General features: G+C 53.2%; 11 protein-coding genes. 8 read left to right on the top strand and 3 right to left on the bottom strand.

Annotated features, from left to right (window positions below):
- Window positions 1-16 precede the first annotated feature (16 nt).
- The 6 genes from ACS603_RS20095 to ACS603_RS20070 all read left to right on the top strand — a co-directional run bounded on the left by ACS603_RS20095 (window position 17) and on the right by ACS603_RS20070 (window position 6022).
- Entirely contained in the window at window positions 17-694 is a 678-nt protein-coding gene (locus tag ACS603_RS20095) for a DUF1120 domain-containing protein (RefSeq protein ID WP_315686966.1), read from the top strand.
- Between the two features lie 114 nt (window positions 695-808).
- Window positions 809-1513 (top strand): fimbria/pilus chaperone family protein, encoded by a 705-nt coding sequence (locus ACS603_RS20090; RefSeq protein WP_474944777.1) that lies wholly within the window; start codon window positions 809-811, stop codon window positions 1511-1513.
- Window positions 1514-1522: 9 nt separating this feature from the next.
- Entirely contained in the window at window positions 1523-3943 is a 2421-nt protein-coding gene (locus tag ACS603_RS20085; RefSeq protein ID WP_474944789.1) for a fimbrial biogenesis outer membrane usher protein, read from the top strand.
- Window positions 3940-4491 (top strand): DUF1120 domain-containing protein, encoded by a 552-nt coding sequence (locus tag ACS603_RS20080; RefSeq protein ID WP_315686963.1) that lies wholly within the window; start codon window positions 3940-3942, stop codon window positions 4489-4491. The genes ACS603_RS20085 and ACS603_RS20080 overlap by 4 nt, the downstream gene beginning before the upstream one ends.
- A gap of 53 nt (window positions 4492-4544) precedes the next feature.
- The gene (locus tag ACS603_RS20075; RefSeq protein WP_256458816.1) at window positions 4545-5216 is read left to right on the top strand and encodes a DUF1120 domain-containing protein; all 672 of its coding nucleotides are present in this window, start codon (window positions 4545-4547) and stop codon (window positions 5214-5216) included.
- 131 nt (window positions 5217-5347) lie between these two features.
- Complete coding sequence (locus ACS603_RS20070; protein WP_315686960.1) at window positions 5348-6022, top strand: DUF1120 domain-containing protein; 675 nt, start codon at window positions 5348-5350, stop codon at window positions 6020-6022.
- Window positions 6023-6065: 43 nt separating this feature from the next.
- Here the strand turns inward: ACS603_RS20070 and gltD are convergent, their stop codons facing one another.
- Together gltD and gltB are read right to left on the bottom strand one after the other, a co-directional pair.
- Window positions 6066-7484 (bottom strand): glutamate synthase subunit GltD, encoded by a 1419-nt coding sequence (gene gltD / locus ACS603_RS20065; RefSeq protein WP_474944776.1) that lies wholly within the window; start codon window positions 7482-7484, stop codon window positions 6066-6068.
- A gap of 9 nt (window positions 7485-7493) precedes the next feature.
- Complete coding sequence (gene gltB, locus ACS603_RS20060; RefSeq protein ID WP_474944775.1) at window positions 7494-11954, bottom strand: glutamate synthase large subunit; 4461 nt, start codon at window positions 11952-11954, stop codon at window positions 7494-7496.
- Window positions 11955-12640: 686 nt separating this feature from the next.
- Between gltB and mnmL the strand changes: the two genes are divergently transcribed.
- Entirely contained in the window at window positions 12641-13582 is a 942-nt protein-coding gene (mnmL, locus tag ACS603_RS20055; protein ID WP_182063477.1) for a tRNA modification radical SAM protein MnmL/YtqA, read from the top strand.
- Here the strand turns inward: mnmL and ACS603_RS20050 are convergent.
- Window positions 13562-15064 (bottom strand): helicase HerA-like C-terminal domain-containing protein, encoded by a 1503-nt coding sequence (locus tag ACS603_RS20050; RefSeq protein ID WP_182062692.1) that lies wholly within the window; start codon window positions 15062-15064, stop codon window positions 13562-13564. The genes mnmL and ACS603_RS20050 overlap by 21 nt on opposite strands.
- A 137-nt stretch (window positions 15065-15201) precedes the next feature.
- Between ACS603_RS20050 and ACS603_RS20045 the strand changes: the two genes are divergently transcribed.
- Window positions 15202-16848 (top strand): dihydroxyacetone kinase subunit DhaK, encoded by a 1647-nt coding sequence (locus ACS603_RS20045; RefSeq protein ID WP_474944774.1) that lies wholly within the window; start codon window positions 15202-15204, stop codon window positions 16846-16848.
- Window positions 16849-16887 lie beyond the last annotated feature (39 nt).

Genomic DNA, 16887 nt, shown 5'->3' with positions numbered 1-16887 from the left:
ATGTTAAGGATTAACAATGAAAAAGGTATTAGTAGCGACAGTATTATCTCTTTGTGTCAGTTCGGCTTTCGCTGCGGAAACGGCGGTACTGAAAGTAACGGGTACGCTGACTAACTCGGCATGTACGCCAGAGCTTAGTAATGGCGGGGTCGTGGATTACGGTATTATTCGTTTGGGGGAATTGTCCTCCACGTCAAATAATCAGCTGGGTCAAAAAGAGATCAGCCTGGCCATTAACTGTACTGCGTCAACGAAAGTCGGCTGGAGTGTTTCTGACGATCGTGCCGATTCGAGTGCTGGAATCAAAATCAGCGGCGGAAAGGCAAGCGGTAATGATGCTAGTGAAAGCTATTTCCTTTTTGGTGTCGGTAAGACAAATGACGGCGTCAGTATTGGTAACTACTCCATCTTTGTTAAAGATTACAAAGTCACTATTGATGGTACAGAGGGCGATGTAACGGGCCATAATAAGGACTGGGCTGAAGGTACGTGGACACCTGCACCAAACACTATACGTTCAGATAACTTTTTGATAGTCAGTGCTGCTAATGCCGGTACTTCAGCTCCTGTTGCATTTAAAACAGCCGTTTTCCCACTGGTGACGACGTTAGCCATTAAAGATACCAATTCACTGGCAATTACGGATGATACTTCACTCAATGGTCAGGCGACCATTACGCTGACCTATCTCTGATTAATCTATCGCAGTGACTTTAAAACAAAAAAGAGTAAAGACCAAACCTTTACTCTTTTTAAATCAAGTCGATAAAAAGGATATTTGCACACTCTTATCATAGGCAATAGTAATATGTTTTATTCAAAATCGGGTTTTACTAAGTTAGCGTTTACTGCTTCATTATTTGCCTTTCACTTTTCTGTGAGCGCGGCAGGTATGGTGCCGGAAACCAGTTTACTGGTTATCGATGAAGCCACACACAGCGGCACGATAAACGTTAAAAATACGGACACCCATCCGTCACTGTTATATACCAGCGTGGTTGATCTGCCTGATGATAAAGGCATTAAACTGATTGCAACACAACCGGTTGTTCGCCTTGAGCCAGGTCAGACTCAGCAGCTTCGTTTTATCCTGCAAAATAAAGAGTCGCTGAGCGTTGAGCACGTTAAGCGTGTAACCTTTGAAGGTATCCCGCCAAAAAGCGACAGCAAAAACGTCAAAATCGGTATCAATATTCGTCAGGATATTCCTTTACTGATCCGCCCGGCGAAACTGAGTGTTGTGACTGATGCCTGGAAATATCTGGAATGGAATGCATCCGGCTCATCTGTCACGGTTAAAAACCCAAGCAAATATGTCGTTCGTCTGGCTCAAAACGTTGTACTACAGCCAACCGGCGTTTCCGGGATGCTGGCTAAAACCTATATTTTGCCAGGGGAAAGCATGACGCTTTCCATGGGTAAATCTGTCAGTGGGAATAATAAAGTTAAGTTTTTCCCGGCCAGTCGCTATGGCGTTGAAGTCCCGAGCTTTACCACGGAATTAAATAAATAATAAAGGACTATCGCGGTGCGTAAAAAAAGCCACCTAGCACTTTTTGTGCGCGCTGTTGTTTCCGGCGCATTACCTCTGCTACTGTTGAATTCGACTTCCCTCCTGGCGAGGGAAGTGACGTTTGATACGGGCATTCTGCAGTCGCGTGGGTTGGGAGCCGATCTCAACCGCTATTTTGCAGAGGCACCGCGATTTTTACCGGGTACCCATTCTGTCTCGATAAAAGTGAATGGCCAGGATCGTGGCGTTGCCGCAGTGCGCTTCAATGAAGACGGCGTCATGTGCGTGGATAACGACTTCCTGGAATTCGCTGGGATCATGCCGTTACCTATTAAAGCAGATGAAACCTGCCATGATATTCACACTGATTATGCTCAGGCCGTTGTCAATGCGCTGCCAAACCAGGAAGCCGTAGAACTCTATCTCCCCCAGGAATCCATTAATAGCCTGTCGGCTGATGTCAAAAATTTCCAGCACGGCGGTACGGCGGGGATGCTGAATTACTCCTTATTCAGCACCCGTAACGAATATGGTGATAGCGACAGCAACCGCTATTCACAGGCAAGCCTGGAAGCAGGCTTTAACGCGCTGGACTGGTCCCTGCGCAGCAGCTATATCCTGACGGACGATGACGGCAAGCGTAACGCAGAGAGCATTTATACCTACGCCGAGCATGTCTTTGTGCCACAGCGTTTAACCATGCAGGTGGGGCAAATCAACGCCAATTCGGACGTGCTGAGCGGTGTACCGATAACCGGTATTCAGCTTATGCCGACCACCGGTTTGCAGAAAAGTGGCTCAGGCGTGAGCGTGTCAGGTATTGCCCGCTCATCACAGGCGCGTGTCGAAGTGCGTCAGAACGGACGCTTAATATATAACACTCTGGTGCCTGCGGGTCCCTTCAAACTCGATGACGTACCTATGGTGCGCAACAATGTCGATCTCGACGTCACGGTGGTGGAGTCTGACGGTTCGTCCAGCCATTTCATCGTGCCTGCTTCTGCCGTTAAATCCAGTAACCTGTCACGTCCAAATGGGCTGACCATCTCTGCTGGACAGGTTCGAAGTATTGAAAGTGATTACAGCGACCCGCTTGTTTTAAACGTTTCTAATGGCTGGCGTATTCTGCCGTGGATGAATCTCCTGGCTTCCGGCGTGGCAGCCGAAAACTACCAGGCCGCGGGGGGCAGAGCGGAGCTGATGGTGACCGACAGTTGGGGTGTTTCGACCAGCATTGCTGCCAGCAAAGCGAACTTTGGCGACAGCGACAGCGGCATCAAGAATGAGTTGCAAAGTGAGTACTCATTAACGGAAAACATAGGACTCTCCGCCAGCGTTGCCCATTACAACGGTGAATATCGTGAGCTGGCCGACGCCATGGACGACGATTACCAGGGGTATGACAACAGCTACACGGGTAATATCCGTTGGTCGAACTCTGTGGCCGGGGCGTTCAGCGCAGGCTTCAGCTACAACCAGGCCACCGGCGATGATGAAGACTCACGCTACTTACTGCTCTCATGGGCGAGGACATTCAAGTATGCCTCCGTCACCGTGAACTGGCAGAGTGCGGTGGGGAATAGAGACGACGATCAGAACGACGATCTTCTCTATGTCAATCTCAGCATTCCGCTCGGCGGCTCGCAGAGCCTGAGCTCCTATATGCGTAAGCAGGGCGACAGCACCAGCTACGGTTTGGCCAACAGTGGCGCGCTGGGCGAGAACACCCATTACTACATTGCCGCTGACCGCGATCAAGAGTCGAAGGAAAACAGCTTCAACGGCAACATTAACACGAACCTGCATTACACCCAGTTGAGCGTGGGTGGCGGTACCAGCGGCAACAATCAGCGTAACTACAATGCGACGCTGTCGGGTGGGATCGCCATGCACAAAGACGGCGTTACGTTCTCGCCGTATTCCATCAAAGATACCTTCGCGATCGCCAAACTGAGCGAACCGAAAGCAGGCGTAGAAATTACCACGCCGCAGGGTACCGTCTGGACTGACCGCTGGGGTCAGGCCGTGATACCGGGACTGACGGAATGGCGTAACTCGCGCATCGAGATCGATGCCAACAAGCTGCCACAAAGTATGACACTCGCCAACGGTACAAAATACGTCGCCGCCGCTCACGGTTCGGTGAGTGAAGTGAGCTTTAAGGTACTGAATAGCCGTCGCGTGATGCTGCGTATCAAGCAGGCTAACGGTCAGCCGCTGACAAAAGGCTTGTCGGTGGTGGATGAGAAAGATAACTACGTGGTGACGGTTGTCGATGACGGACATGTGTTCCTGAACGATGCAGACCAGGTTAACAGCCTCTATGCCATCAATGATGATAACCAACGCCTGTGTAAGCTTGATTTCACACTCCCTGAGGAGCATGACGAAGATGCTTTTTATGAGGAAGTCAACGGAGTTTGTCGATGAATATTAAACGTCTGGCAGCGCTCCTGCTGCTTGCATTACCCTGCATTTCGTTTGCAGATGGTTGCCAGTTAACGCTCTCCCAGCAGGTGGTTGATTACCATCAGATGCGGCGCGATAACATCGTCTCGAGTCAGCAAAGCTGGAATAAGATGCCGGACAAAGACATCAATGTCAGCGTTTATTGTCCTGACAAACAGCAGATGGCGATCTTGTTGCAAGGGGCTTCCGGGCAGAAAGGGCGATTCCAGTTTGGCCAGAACGGCGGTGTGGCAATAAAAGTGAGTAATCTGACGCTGGATGGGAAAAGTTACAGCGTAGGGAAAACGACCGATCAGGTAAATTTCACGCCAGAAAATGACAACGGTGCATCACTTTATATTCGCAATAACGAGGCGGTGGTGGCAGTTGAAAACGGTCAAGTGCCCAGCGGCCAGCAATTGAATTTTACCGTGACCATTTTCCCGGTACTGAATGACAGTTCTTTCAGCAATATTTCGGACCAAACGAAACTGGAAAGTGATTTGACCTGGCATCTTTTAATGAAGTGAACAGTAGTTGTAATACAAAGCAATATTGGATATTTAAACATAAGGAGTAGTAAATGAAAAAAGTATTATTTTTAAGTGCATTAGCGCTTACCGTAAACTCGGCAATGGCAGCAGAAACTGCGGTACTGAAAGTTACCGGGACATTAACAAATGCCGCCTGTACGCCGACGCTAAGTAATGGGGGGGTTGTTGATTATGGAACCCTTCGCCTTGGTGAGTTGTCAGCAACAAGCGTTAACTCTCTTCCGAATAAAACTATCGATTTAACAATAAATTGCACCTCTGCAACCAAAGTTGCATGGGATGGTATGGACAATCAGGCATCGAGCCGTCCATCACCTGCTTTGCCTGTCAATGCTGGTTCAGACCTTGCTACCCCAGCGAATACGTTGACTTTCGGCATGGGTAAAACCGATGGCGGTGTTAACATAGGCAACTATATTATTCGTATTGATACCGCTCCTGTCTATGATGGTATTTCAGGACTTTTAATTACCCACAATACTGACTGGGGTAATGTCTGGAATACATCGGGAAATGCGCAACGTAACGACGGTTATTCCTGGTATACTGCGGCTCAGACAGGAACGACGGAACCTGTGGCATTTAAAACCGCAACATTTGCGCTTTCTATTCGTGGAACCATTCAGGATACAACAACCCTGGCAGTGACTGATGATACTGCCATTAATGGTCAGGCAACTTTCACACTGCGTTATCTGTAAAAGTATGAGTCCGGCAAGAAATTTCTGGACATTTCTAAGGACGCTAACGAGATTTGTTCAGGCTGGCTGTAAGTAAATGAAATCATCAGGACAAATCAATTATAGCTAACAACAATGTTAAGGATTAACAAATGAAAAAACTTATGTTACTGGCTACACTCGCTGTCAGTATTAACACGGCATATTCTGCAGAAACGGCTGTATTGAAACTTCAGGGAACGTTAACGAATTCAGCGTGTGTTCCTGAAATGAGCAATGGCGGCGTTGTAGATTATGGGATGATTCATCTTGGTGAATTATCTGCGACTGAAACGAATCAGTTGGGTAAAAAAGATTTCACGCTGACAATCAACTGCGTTACTCCGTCTAAAATGGCGTTTTCTGTGAATGATGACAGGGCAGGGACATTAGCCGATATTAAAGTTAAAAATGGTACAAATGATTCAAGAGATGTTATTGATACTGACAAACTTTTCGGCATAAATAAAACCGCAGGCGGGGTGAATATCGGAAACTACAGTATGAACGTCAGGGAAAGCAGCATGACAATAGACGGTGCTGCTGGACGTATAATTTACAGCGCGGATCAGGGAACCACGTGGGAAGATCTGGGGGTGGGTGAAGTGATGTATAACAGAACAAGAATTGTCTCTGTTGCTGCAAAGGGTCAAACGACGCCACTGGCATTTACTACGGCCGTACTTCCAATGAGTACCGTGATGGCGATTCAGGACACGACCACGCTTGCCATTACTGACGATACCCAAATCGACGGACAGGCAACCTTTACGTTGATTTATCTATAACAGATTTCAAAAAAAAGATGCCCGGCTGTGCCGGGCATCTTTCTTACACTTCCAGGAAGTTCAGAATACCGTCGGCCGCTTTACGACCTTCGGCAATGGCTGTGACCACCAGGTCAGAACCGCGAACAATATCGCCACCGGCGAAGATTTTCGGGTTGCTGGTCTGGAATGCGTTGTCGCTGCCTTCAGGTGCAATCACGCGGCCCTGTGAATCCAGCTCAACGCTGTGCTTCGCAAGCCACTCCATGCTGTGAGGACGGAAACCAAACGCCATCACCACGGCATCGGCCGGGATAACGTGCTCAGAGCCTGCCACGATCTCCGCGCGACGACGACCTTTCGCATCCGGCGCACCCATCTCAGTGCGCGCCATTTTCACACCGCTCACCTTACCGTTGGCATTAACTTCAATACCCAGAGGCTGGATGTTGAACTGGAACTCCACGCCCTCTTCACGCGCGTTTTTCACTTCGCGTTTGGAGCCTGGCATGTTCTCTTCGTCACGGCGATAAGCACAGATAACGTGAGTCGCATTCTGACGAATGGAGGTACGCACGCAGTCCATCGCGGTATCACCACCGCCCAGCACCACAACGCGTTTGCCTTCCATGCTGACGAAAGGCTCATCGGCCGTTTCGCCGTAGCCCATGATCTGCTTGGTGTTGGCAATCAGGAACGGCAGGGCATCATAAACGCCTGGTGCCTCTTCGTTCTCCAGACCGCCGCGCATGGACTGATAGGTGCCCACGCCGAGGAACACGGCGTCGTAATCCTTCAGCAGGTCGTCGAGCTGCACGTCGCGGCCCACTTCCACATTCAGTTTGAACTCAATGCCCATGCCGGTGAAGATTTCACGGCGACGGGTCATGACCTCTTTTTCCAGCTTGAAGGCCGGGATGCCGAACGTCAGCAGACCGCCGATTTCCGGATGACGGTCAAAGACCACCGCCTTCACGCCGTTGCGGGTCAGCACGTCCGCACAGGCCAGGCCCGCCGGGCCTGCACCGATGATCGCCACGCGTTTGTCGGTTTGCTTCACGCCGGTCATATCCGGGCGCCAGCCCATCTCGAACGCTTTATCGTTGATATAGCGTTCGATGTTACCGATGGTCACCGCGCCAAACTCGTCGTTCAGCGTACAGGAACCTTCACACAGACGGTCCTGAGGACACACGCGGCCGCACACTTCCGGCAGGGTGTTGGTCTGGTGAGACAGCTCGGCGGCTTCAAAAATACGCCCTTCGTTGGCCAGTTTCAGCCAGTTCGGGATGTAGTTGTGTACCGGACATTTCCATTCGCAGTAAGGGTTACCGCAGGACAGGCAGCGGTCTGCCTGTGCTTTGGCCTGGCCTTCTGAAAACGGCTCGTAGATTTCAACAAATTCAATTTTACGGATCTTCAGCGGTTTCTTTGGCGGATCAACACGCTGCAGGTCGATAAACTGGTATACGTTCTGGCTCATCTGAATTCCTTACTGCGCCTGCACGCGCAGCTCTGCTGCGCTACGACTACGGTGACCCAACAGGGCTTTAACATCGCTGGACTTCGGTTTAACCAGCGCGAATTTCGCTGAGAACGCAGGCCAGTTCGCCAGGATCTCTTCACCGCGCGAAGAACCGGTATGCTGCACGTGTTCGGTAATCAAACCGCGCAGGTGTTCTTCGTGAATGGCCAGGGTATCAACGCCCAGCACTTCCACCAGTTCAGGGTTCACGCGTTTGCGGAACTCACCGTCTTCATCCAGGACGTAAGCAAAACCGCCCGTCATGCCTGCGCCGAAGTTCACGCCGGTTTTACCCAGTACGCAAACAATCCCGCCTGTCATGTATTCACATCCGTTATCGCCAATGCCTTCCACAACGGTGATAGCACCGGAGTTACGCACGGCAAAACGTTCACCTGCACGGCCTGCAGCGAACAGACGACCACCGGTTGCCCCGTACAGACAGGTGTTACCGATGATGCTCGCATCACAGCTGCGGAAGGCTGAACCCACCGGAGGACGTACCGCCAGCAGACCACCCGCCATGCCTTTACCCACATAGTCGTTAGCATCGCCAGTCAGGTACAGCTCAACGCCGCCTGCGTTCCACACGCCGAAGCTCTGACCCGCAGTACCGCTGAAGTGCGCGGTGATTGGATCGGCAGCCAGGCCCTGGTCGCCATGCGTCTGAGCGATGTAACCAGAGAGCGACGCGCCAACAGAACGGTCGGTGTTGCGGATATCAAACCAGAACGTTTTGCTCTGTTTGTCATCCACGTACGCTTTTGCCTGTTGCAGCAGCTGTGCGTTCAACACACCGTTATCGAACGGCGGGTTGTTCTCGGTGCAGTACACCGCTTTACCCGCCTTAGGCTCGGCCGTTTCCAGCAGTTTAGACAGCTCCAGTTTCTGCTGTTTGGCAGTGAACCCTTCCAGCTCTTTCAGCAGGTCAGTACGGCCAATCAGGTCGACCAGGCGTTTCACGCCCAGCTGCGCCATTAGCTCGCGGGTTTCGCGGGCGATAAAGTCAAAGTAGTTGGTCACTTTGAACGGCAGACCATGGTAATGGTTCTTACGCAGTTTCTCGTCCTGGGTAGCAACACCGGTTGCGCAGTTGTTCAGGTGACAAATACGCAGATATTTACAGCCCAGCGCGACCATTGGACCGGTACCGAAGCCGAAGCTTTCAGCGCCCAGGATCGCCGCTTTGATGATATCCAGACCGGTTTTCAGACCGCCATCCACTTGCAGACGGATCTTGTGACGCAGGCCGTTTGCCACCAGTGCCTGTTGGGTTTCCACCAGACCCAGTTCCCACGGGCAACCCGCATATTTCACGGAGGAGAGCGGGCTTGCACCTGTACCACCGTCGTAACCGGCAATGGTAATCAGGTCGGCATAGGCTTTTGCCACACCGGTTGCGATGGTGCCGACGCCCGGTTCAGAAACCAGCTTCACGGAGATCATCGCTTTCGGGTTGACCTGTTTCAGGTCGAAAATCAGCTGCGCTAAGTCCTCGATAGAGTAGATATCGTGGTGCGGTGGCGGGGAGATCAGCGTCACGCCCGGCACGGAATAGCGCAGTTTGGCGATGTACGGCGTGACTTTATCACCCGGTAACTGACCGCCTTCGCCCGGTTTAGCACCCTGAGCGACTTTAATCTGAATGACGTCGGCGTTGACCAGATACGCTGGCGTAACGCCAAAGCGACCGGATGCCACCTGCTTGATACGGGACACTTTGTTGGTGCCGTAACGCGCAGGATCTTCGCCGCCTTCGCCGGAGTTTGAGTTCCCGCCGATACTGTTCATGGCTTCCGCCAGTGCTTCGTGGGCTTCCGGGCTGAGAGCACCGATAGACATTGCCGCGGTATCAAAGCGCTTGAACAGCTCAGTCGCAGGCTCAACCTCGTTGATGCTGACGGCTTCATCACCTGGATTCACTGCCAGCAGGTCACGGAGCGTCGCCGCCGGGCGGTTGTTAACCAGCTCAGCGTACTGTTGATAATCGCTGTATTCGCCGCTCTGTACGGCCTGTTGCAGGGTGCGTACCACGTCCGGGTTGTAGGCGTGATATTCACCACCGTGAACGTATTTCAGCAGGCCACCCTGATCCAGCGGTTTACGTGCCAGCCAGGCGCGTTTTGACAGGTTCGCCAGGTCTTGTTCGAAGTCAGTGAAACCGGCCCCGCCGATACGGCTGATCACGCCCTGGAAGCACAGGTTCGCCACGTCATCGTGCAGGCCAACGGCTTCGAACAGCTTCGAGCAGCGGTAAGAGGCAATTGTAGAAATGCCCATTTTGGACATGATCTTGTACAGGCCTTTGTTGATGCCGTTACGGTAGTTCAGCATCACTGCACGGTATTCTTTGTCGATAGCGCGGGTATCGACCAGACGAGCCAGTGTTTCGTAGGCCAGGTACGGGTAAATTGCGGTCGCACCGAAGCCTAACAGCACGGCAAAGTGGTGCGGGTCACGCGCACTTGCGGTTTCAACAATGATGTTGGCGTCGCAGCGCAGGCTCTTGTCGACCAGACGCGTCTGGATAGCACCCACGGCCATTGGCGCAGGCACCGGCAGGCGGTCTTTCGCGATATTACGGTCGGACAGCACCAGCAGAACGGTACCATTACGCACCATCTGTTCGGCTTTGTCGCACAGGGCATTCACCGTCTCTTCGAGGCTCGCTTTCGTCACGTCGAAAGTGATATCGAGCGTGTCGGCGCGGTAGTGCTCCTCTTTCATGGTGGTGAGCTGTTTGAAATCGGAGTACAGCAGGATCGGTGATTTAAAGGTCAGACGGTGCGCCTGGCCTTCGGCTTCGCAGAAGACATTCATCTCGCGACCGATGCTGGTGGCCAGTGACATCACGTGTGCTTCACGCAGCGGATCGATTGGCGGGTTGGTAACCTGCGCAAACTGCTGACGGAAGTAATCGTAAATGATACGTGGCTGGCTGGAGAGCACGGCAAACGGCGTGTCATCGCCCATGGAGCCAACGGCTTCCTGGCCGTTTTCACCCAGCACGCGGATAACGGAATCCAGCTCTTCAGCGCTGTAGTTAAACTGTTTCTGGAAGCTCGCCAGTGTGTCGTCGTCCATTTCGCGGCTGCCAACATCTTCATCAGACAGGTCTTCGAACGGCACGAGGCGACGCACGTTTTTCTCCATCCACTCTTTGTACGGATGGCGGCTTTTCAGGTCGTTATCGGTTTCGGCGGAGTGCAGGATACGCCCACCGCGGGTGTCGATAACCATCAGTTCACCCGGGCCAACGCGGCCTTTCTCGACCACTTCATCAGGCTGGTAATCCCAGATACCGACTTCAGAGGCGCAGGTGATCAGTTTGTCTTTGGTAATGACGTAGCGCGCAGGACGCAGACCGTTACGGTCCAGGTTACAGGCAGCAAAACGACCGTCGGACATCACGATACCCGCCGGGCCATCCCACGGCTCCATATGCATGGAGTTAAAGTCGAAGAACGCGCGCAGCTCCGGATCCATATCCGGGTTGTTCTGCCAGGCTGGCGGCACGAGCAGACGCATGGCGCGAACGATATCCATACCGCCTGCCAGCAGCAGTTCCAGCATGTTATCCATTGAGCTTGAGTCAGAGCCGGTTTCGTTGACGAATGGCGCTGCATCATGCAGGTCAGGGATCAGTGGAGTCTGGAACTTATAGGTACGGGCGCGTGCCCACTGGCGGTTACCGGTAATGGTGTTGATCTCGCCGTTGTGCGCCAGATAGCGGAACGGCTGAGCCAGCGGCCAGCGTGGAACGGTGTTGGTGGAGAAGCGCTGGTGGAACAGGCAAATGGCCGATTCCAGACGCAGGTCCGCCAGGTCCAGGTAGAAGCGCGGCAGGTCAGCCGGCATACACAGACCTTTGTAGATGTTCACCAGGTTAGAGAGGCTACAGACGTAGAACTCTTTATCTTCCTGGAGACGCTTTTCAATGCGGCGACGGGCGATAAACAGACGGCGTTCCATATCACGTGGACGCCAGCCCGCAGGCGCGTTAACAAAAATCTGTTCAATACGAGGCAGCGAGGAGAGGGCGATTTCACCGAGCACCCCTTCGTTGGTTGGCACATTGCGCCAGCCGACAATCGACAGGGTTTCACGTTGAAGTTCTTCTTCGACGATGCGGCGTGAGGCGGCCGCTTTTTCAGGATCCTGATTCAGGAACAGCATCCCGACAGCGTAGTTTTTGGCTAAACGCCAGCCGCGTTCTTCCGCAACGATACGGAAGAAACGATCGGGTTTTTGCAGCAGCAGGCCGCAACCATCACCGGTTTTACCATCGGCAAGGATTGCACCACGGTGCTGCATTCGGGCCAGTGCGTGAATAGCAGTACGCACTACCTTGTGGCTAGGTTCGCCTTCTATGTGGGCGATCAGGCCGAAACCACAGTTATCCTTCTCAAGGGATTTATCGTACAACATATCAGTGAACCTCCCCAGGCTCGTCGGGCTTCCCACTGAACTTTACCGTGGCGCACAGGCACAGAAAGAGCATGGCGACGGGGTTTGCGTTTCATACGCGTACCTCGCATTCGCCCTCTTTTCATCCTTTCGCGCAGGTAAACAAGTTTGAGGACTTGCTTCAGAGGGAATCTCAATTACTGCATAAATATGATGAGCAGGCCGCTCATCCAGAAAGCTTCCAGCGGATTTCCAACTTATCGGGAATTGGTACACAGGTCAAATGGCAATCTTATTTATACAAAAATGTGCTAAAGAGGCATTAAATATTTGAATGTAAAAGATATTTAACTATTTTTACATCTACTAAACGTCCTGAGGAGTCACCGCGGAGTGTGATCTGACTCACTATATGAAAGCGGTATTATCATTGCAGCGTGCTGAATAGTGATTTTTTAGCAGGATTTTAATCTGGTTCTGGCTGTAAACCCGCATAAAGACACTGTTTTTCAGTGTTGATAGCATTAATGAAAAAAACAGTCTGAACATAAGGAAAAGTAATTACGTCTGCTGTGAATGAAATTGCAGTAATCTTGATTATTTATTCAAATGGATAAAGGCCGTCCAGGGCGATTGATCCAGGTCATCGCCGACAGAGGCTAAAAATGGCAGGCTTGTCCCCTTTCTTCGGGACGGTCTATCAGATTATGCAGTTACAGAAATTAGTCAATATGTTTGGTGGGGATCTTTTGCAACGCTATGGGCAAAAGGTTCATAAGCTGACGCTGCACGGCGGTTTTAGCTGCCCGAATCGCGATGGCACCATCGGGCGTGGCGGCTGCACGTTCTGTAACGTTGCCTCCTTTGCCGACGAGGCCCAGCAGCACCACTCCATTGCCGAGCAGCTTTCACATCAGGCCAGCCTGGTGAACCGCGCAAAGCAATATCTGGCTTATTTCCAGGCCTACACCAGCACCTGGGCGGAAGCGCAGGTGTTACGCTCGATGTATCAGCAGGCCGTCAGCCAGGCCAATATCGTGGGGCTGTGTGTGGGCACGCGCCCGGATTGTGTACCGGAGGCCGTGCTCGATTTGCTCTGCGAATACAAAGAGCAGGGGTATGAAATCTGGCTGGAGCTGGGGTTACAAACCGCACATGACAAAACGCTGCACCGGATTAATCGCGGGCATGATTTCGCCTGCTATCAAAAAACGACGCGCCTTGCCCGTGAGCGCGGGCTGAAAGTCTGCTCGCATCTGATTGTCGGTTTACCAGGAGAAGGGCAGCAGCACGGGCTGGAGACGCTGGAAAAGGTGGTTGAGACGGGCGTGGACGGTATCAAGCTGCATCCGCTGCATATCGTGAAGGGCAGCATCATGGCGAAAGCCTGGGAAGCGGGGCGGTTAAATGGCATTGAGCTGGATGAATATACGGTCACTGCGGGGGAGATGATTCGCCATACGCCGCCGGAGATTATCTATCACCGTATCTCCGCCAGCGCCCGCCGTCCAACGCTTCTGGCACCGCTCTGGTGTGAGAACCGCTGGACGGGGATGGTGGAAATAGACCGCTATCTACATGAGCAGGGTGTACAGGGATCGGCACTTGGCCGCCCGTGGGTTCCTCGTTTACCGGCGGCGACCGCCTAACAGGCTCCCTAACATACCGCGTACAATCTGATTGGTGACCTGTCGCGCGGCGCTTTTTGCCATCGTCTGAACTACGCCATCGCGTTTACCCCCGCGCGGCCCGGTGCTACCAAACAGAATATCTTTCAGCCCACCCAGAATACCGTCATCCACGGCAGAAGGCTGGGCACTGGTGGTGGGGGTATTCTGTGATTCCGTGGTTGCCTGTACCCCTTTTTGCAGCATCTCGAACGCCGATTCACGATCCACTTCGTCTTCATACTTTCCGTAAACCGGCGAGTTGTTAATCAGACCGTTGCGCTCATCGTCGGTGACTGGCCCCATGCGGGAGCAAGGGGCAATGACCATCGCGCGCTCCACCACAGACGGGCTGCCTTTCGCATCCAGGAATGAGATTAACGCTTCACCGGTACCTAATGCCTGGATGGCGGCTTCGGTATCAAATGCCGGATTAGCCCGCATGGTCTGGGCGGCCGCTTTGACCGCTTTCTGGTCCTTCGGCGTAAAGGCGCGCAGAGCGTGCTGTACGCGGTTGCCAAGCTGCCCGAGCACGTTATCGGGGATATCGGACGGGTTTTGCGAAACGAACCACACGCCAACCCCTTTAGAACGGATCAAGCGGATAACCTGCTCAATTTTGTCCAGCAGTACCTGCGGCGCATCGTTAAACAGCAGGTGTGCCTCGTCAAAGAAGAACACCAGCTTTGGCTTGTCGAGATCGCCCGCTTCCGGCAGCTGTTCGTAAAGTTCGGAGAGCATCCACAGCAGGCTGGCGGCATAGAGTTTCGGCATCTGATACAGCTTTTCTGCACTCAGAATATTGATGATACCTTTGCCGTTACTGTCAGTTCGCATCCAGTCTTTGATATCCAGCATGGGCTCACCGAAGAAATGCTCAGCGCCCTGTTGCTCAAGGGTCAGTAACCCGCGCTGGATGGCTCCCACGGAAGCGCTGCTGATATTGCCGTACTGGTTCTGGAACGATTTAGCGTTGTCGCCGATGTATTGGGTAATGGCGCGCAGGTCTTTGAAATCAAGCAACAGCAGACCCTGGTCATCGGCAATACGGAAGATGATATTCAGTACACCAGACTGCACATCGTTCAGATTAAGCAGGCGAGCCAGCAGCAAAGGGCCAAGGTCGGACACCGTCGCCCGTACCGGATGACCTTTCTCGCCAAAGATATCCCACAAGACGACCGGGTTTTTATGTGGCTCCCAGTCAGTGATGCCAATATTTTTCAGCCGCTCGATGAGCTTTTCTGATGCCGTGCCTTCCTGAGCTACCCCGGTTAAATCGCCTTTTACATCGGCCATAAAGACCGGAACGCCAATTTCTGAAAGGGACTCTGCCAGCTTTTGCAGGGTGACGGTTTTACCCGTCCCGGTGGCGCCGGTGATTAAGCCGTGGCGGTTCGCCATTGCAGGCAGCAAAAACAGTTCTTTATCCAGCGTCCGGGCAATTAACAGTGGTGTACTCATGATGAACGTCCTCTTTTTGTCCTGGGTGGAGTATAGGCAACCTGGCGGCACTATGACTCAGTAAATTCCTTACTTTGCGGCGCATTATCCAGCGCGGACTATGCTTTTGCATACGGTTCACAACATTTCAGGAAATTATGTCCAGATTCTTCTTTAACGACCGCAAACAACTGGTCAACGACGCCATTGAAGGCATTTTGATTTCTGCTCCGCACGGCAACCTCGTCAAACTCGATATCGACCCGGCCATTCGTGTGGTTGCACGCAGTGACTGGGATAAGAGCCGTGTGGCGATTATTTCTGGCGGAGGTTCAGGGCATGAGCCGGCTCACGCCGGGTTTGTCGGGAAAGGGATGCTAACGGCGGCAGTTTGTGGGGACCTGTTTGCTTCTCCCAGCGTGGATGCGGTGCTGAATGCCATTGTAGCGGTGACGGGCGACCGGGGCTGCCTGCTGATTGTCAAAAACTATACCGGGGATCGCCTTAACTTTGGCCTGGCGGCGGAAAAAGCCAAACGCTATGGCCTGAAGGTCGAAATGGTGATTGTCGCCGATGACATCGCCCTGCCGGATAACAAACAGCCGCGCGGCATTGCGGGTACGGCGCTGGTTCACAAGATTGCGGGTTACGCGGCCGAGCACGGTAAATCGCTGGGTGAAGTACGGGACATTGCGCAACAGGCCTGTGACAACCTCTGGAGCCTGGGGGTGGCAATGCAGACCTGCAACCTGCCGGGAAGCGACGATGAAGAGGGGCGCATCAGAAAGGGCCATATCGAGCTGGGGCTGGGTATACACGGTGAGCCGGGAGCATCGGTTGTTGATACGCAAAACAGCAAAGAGATTATCGACACGCTGGTCAACGCGCTGAAAGCACGGGCCGCTGAAGGGCGGTTTGCGGTGCTGATCAATAACCTCGGCGGCGTGTCGGCACTGGAGATGGCTCTGCTGACCAAAGAGCTGGCGCATTCCACGCTGAAAGATCAGATAGCCTGGCTGATTGGCCCGGCGCTGCTGGTGAGCTCGCTGGATATGAAAGGATTTTCCCTGTCGCTGTTGAAGCTTAACGACCTGTTCGAAAAAGCGCTCCATGAAGACGTCGAGACGCTGGGCTGGCAGAAGCCAGTGGCGTTTGCACCATTGCGTAGCGTTGCGCACAGCGCCATTCATGACCGCGTGGAATATACCCCGTCGGAAAATCCTCAGGTGGCGGGCTATGTGTCGGCGGCAACGGACACGCTTTCCCGGCTGGAAAACCGGCTGAATGCCCTCGATGCAAAAGTCGGCGATGGCGATACCGGTTCGACCTTTGCGCAAGGCGCGCGGGAAATTGCGCAGTATCTTGACGCGGGGAAACTTCCGCTTAACGATCTGCCGGCGCTCTTGTTGCTGGTGGGGGAGCGGCTGGCAACGGTAATGGGCGGATCGAGTGGCGTATTAATGTCGATCTTCTTCACCGCCGCCGGGCAGAAACTGCATGACGGGCAGCCGTTGCCGCAGGCATTGCAGAGCGGGCTTGCCCAGATGAAGCAGTACGGCGGGGCTGATCTTGGCGATCGCACGCTGATCGATGCCCTGCAACCGGCGCTGGAGACATTGCAGAAAGGCGATCTTCATGCGGCGGCACAGGCGGCGAAACAGGGGGCAGAGGCAACGGCGAACATGGTGAAAGCCGGGGCTGGGCGTTCGTCGTATGTGAATAAAGAGAATCTGGAAGGGGTGATGGATCCGGGGGCTGTGGCGGTGGCAGAGGTGTTTAAGGCCATGGCAGAAGCAAAACGGTAACAACCGTTACCGTTTTTAGTGCTTGCGCCCTCTCCCCGT

The organism is Enterobacter sp. Li2LvB3, assembly GCF_056156645.1.
The sequence above is the reverse complement of the archived record's forward strand: the minus strand, read 5'-3'. Positions and strand labels throughout refer to the sequence as shown.

Coding starts and splice junctions, on each gene's coding strand:
- ACS603_RS20095 (WP_315686966.1), top strand. CDS start 17: ATGAAAAAGGTATTAGTAGCGACAGTATTATCTCTTTGTGTCAGTTCG.
- ACS603_RS20090 (WP_474944777.1), top strand. CDS start 809: ATGTTTTATTCAAAATCGGGTTTTACTAAGTTAGCGTTTACTGCTTCA.
- ACS603_RS20080 (WP_315686963.1), top strand. CDS start 3,940: ATGAATATTAAACGTCTGGCAGCGCTCCTGCTGCTTGCATTACCCTGC.
- ACS603_RS20075 (WP_256458816.1), top strand. CDS start 4,545: ATGAAAAAAGTATTATTTTTAAGTGCATTAGCGCTTACCGTAAACTCG.
- ACS603_RS20070 (WP_315686960.1), top strand. CDS start 5,348: ATGAAAAAACTTATGTTACTGGCTACACTCGCTGTCAGTATTAACACG.
- gltD (WP_474944776.1), bottom strand. CDS start 7,484: ATGAGCCAGAACGTATACCAGTTTATCGACCTGCAGCGTGTTGATCCG.
- gltB (WP_474944775.1), bottom strand. CDS start 11,954: ATGTTGTACGATAAATCCCTTGAGAAGGATAACTGTGGTTTCGGCCTG.
- mnmL (WP_182063477.1), top strand. CDS start 12,641: ATGCAGTTACAGAAATTAGTCAATATGTTTGGTGGGGATCTTTTGCAA.
- ACS603_RS20050 (WP_182062692.1), bottom strand. CDS start 15,064: ATGAGTACACCACTGTTAATTGCCCGGACGCTGGATAAAGAACTGTTT.
- ACS603_RS20045 (WP_474944774.1), top strand. CDS start 15,202: ATGTCCAGATTCTTCTTTAACGACCGCAAACAACTGGTCAACGACGCC.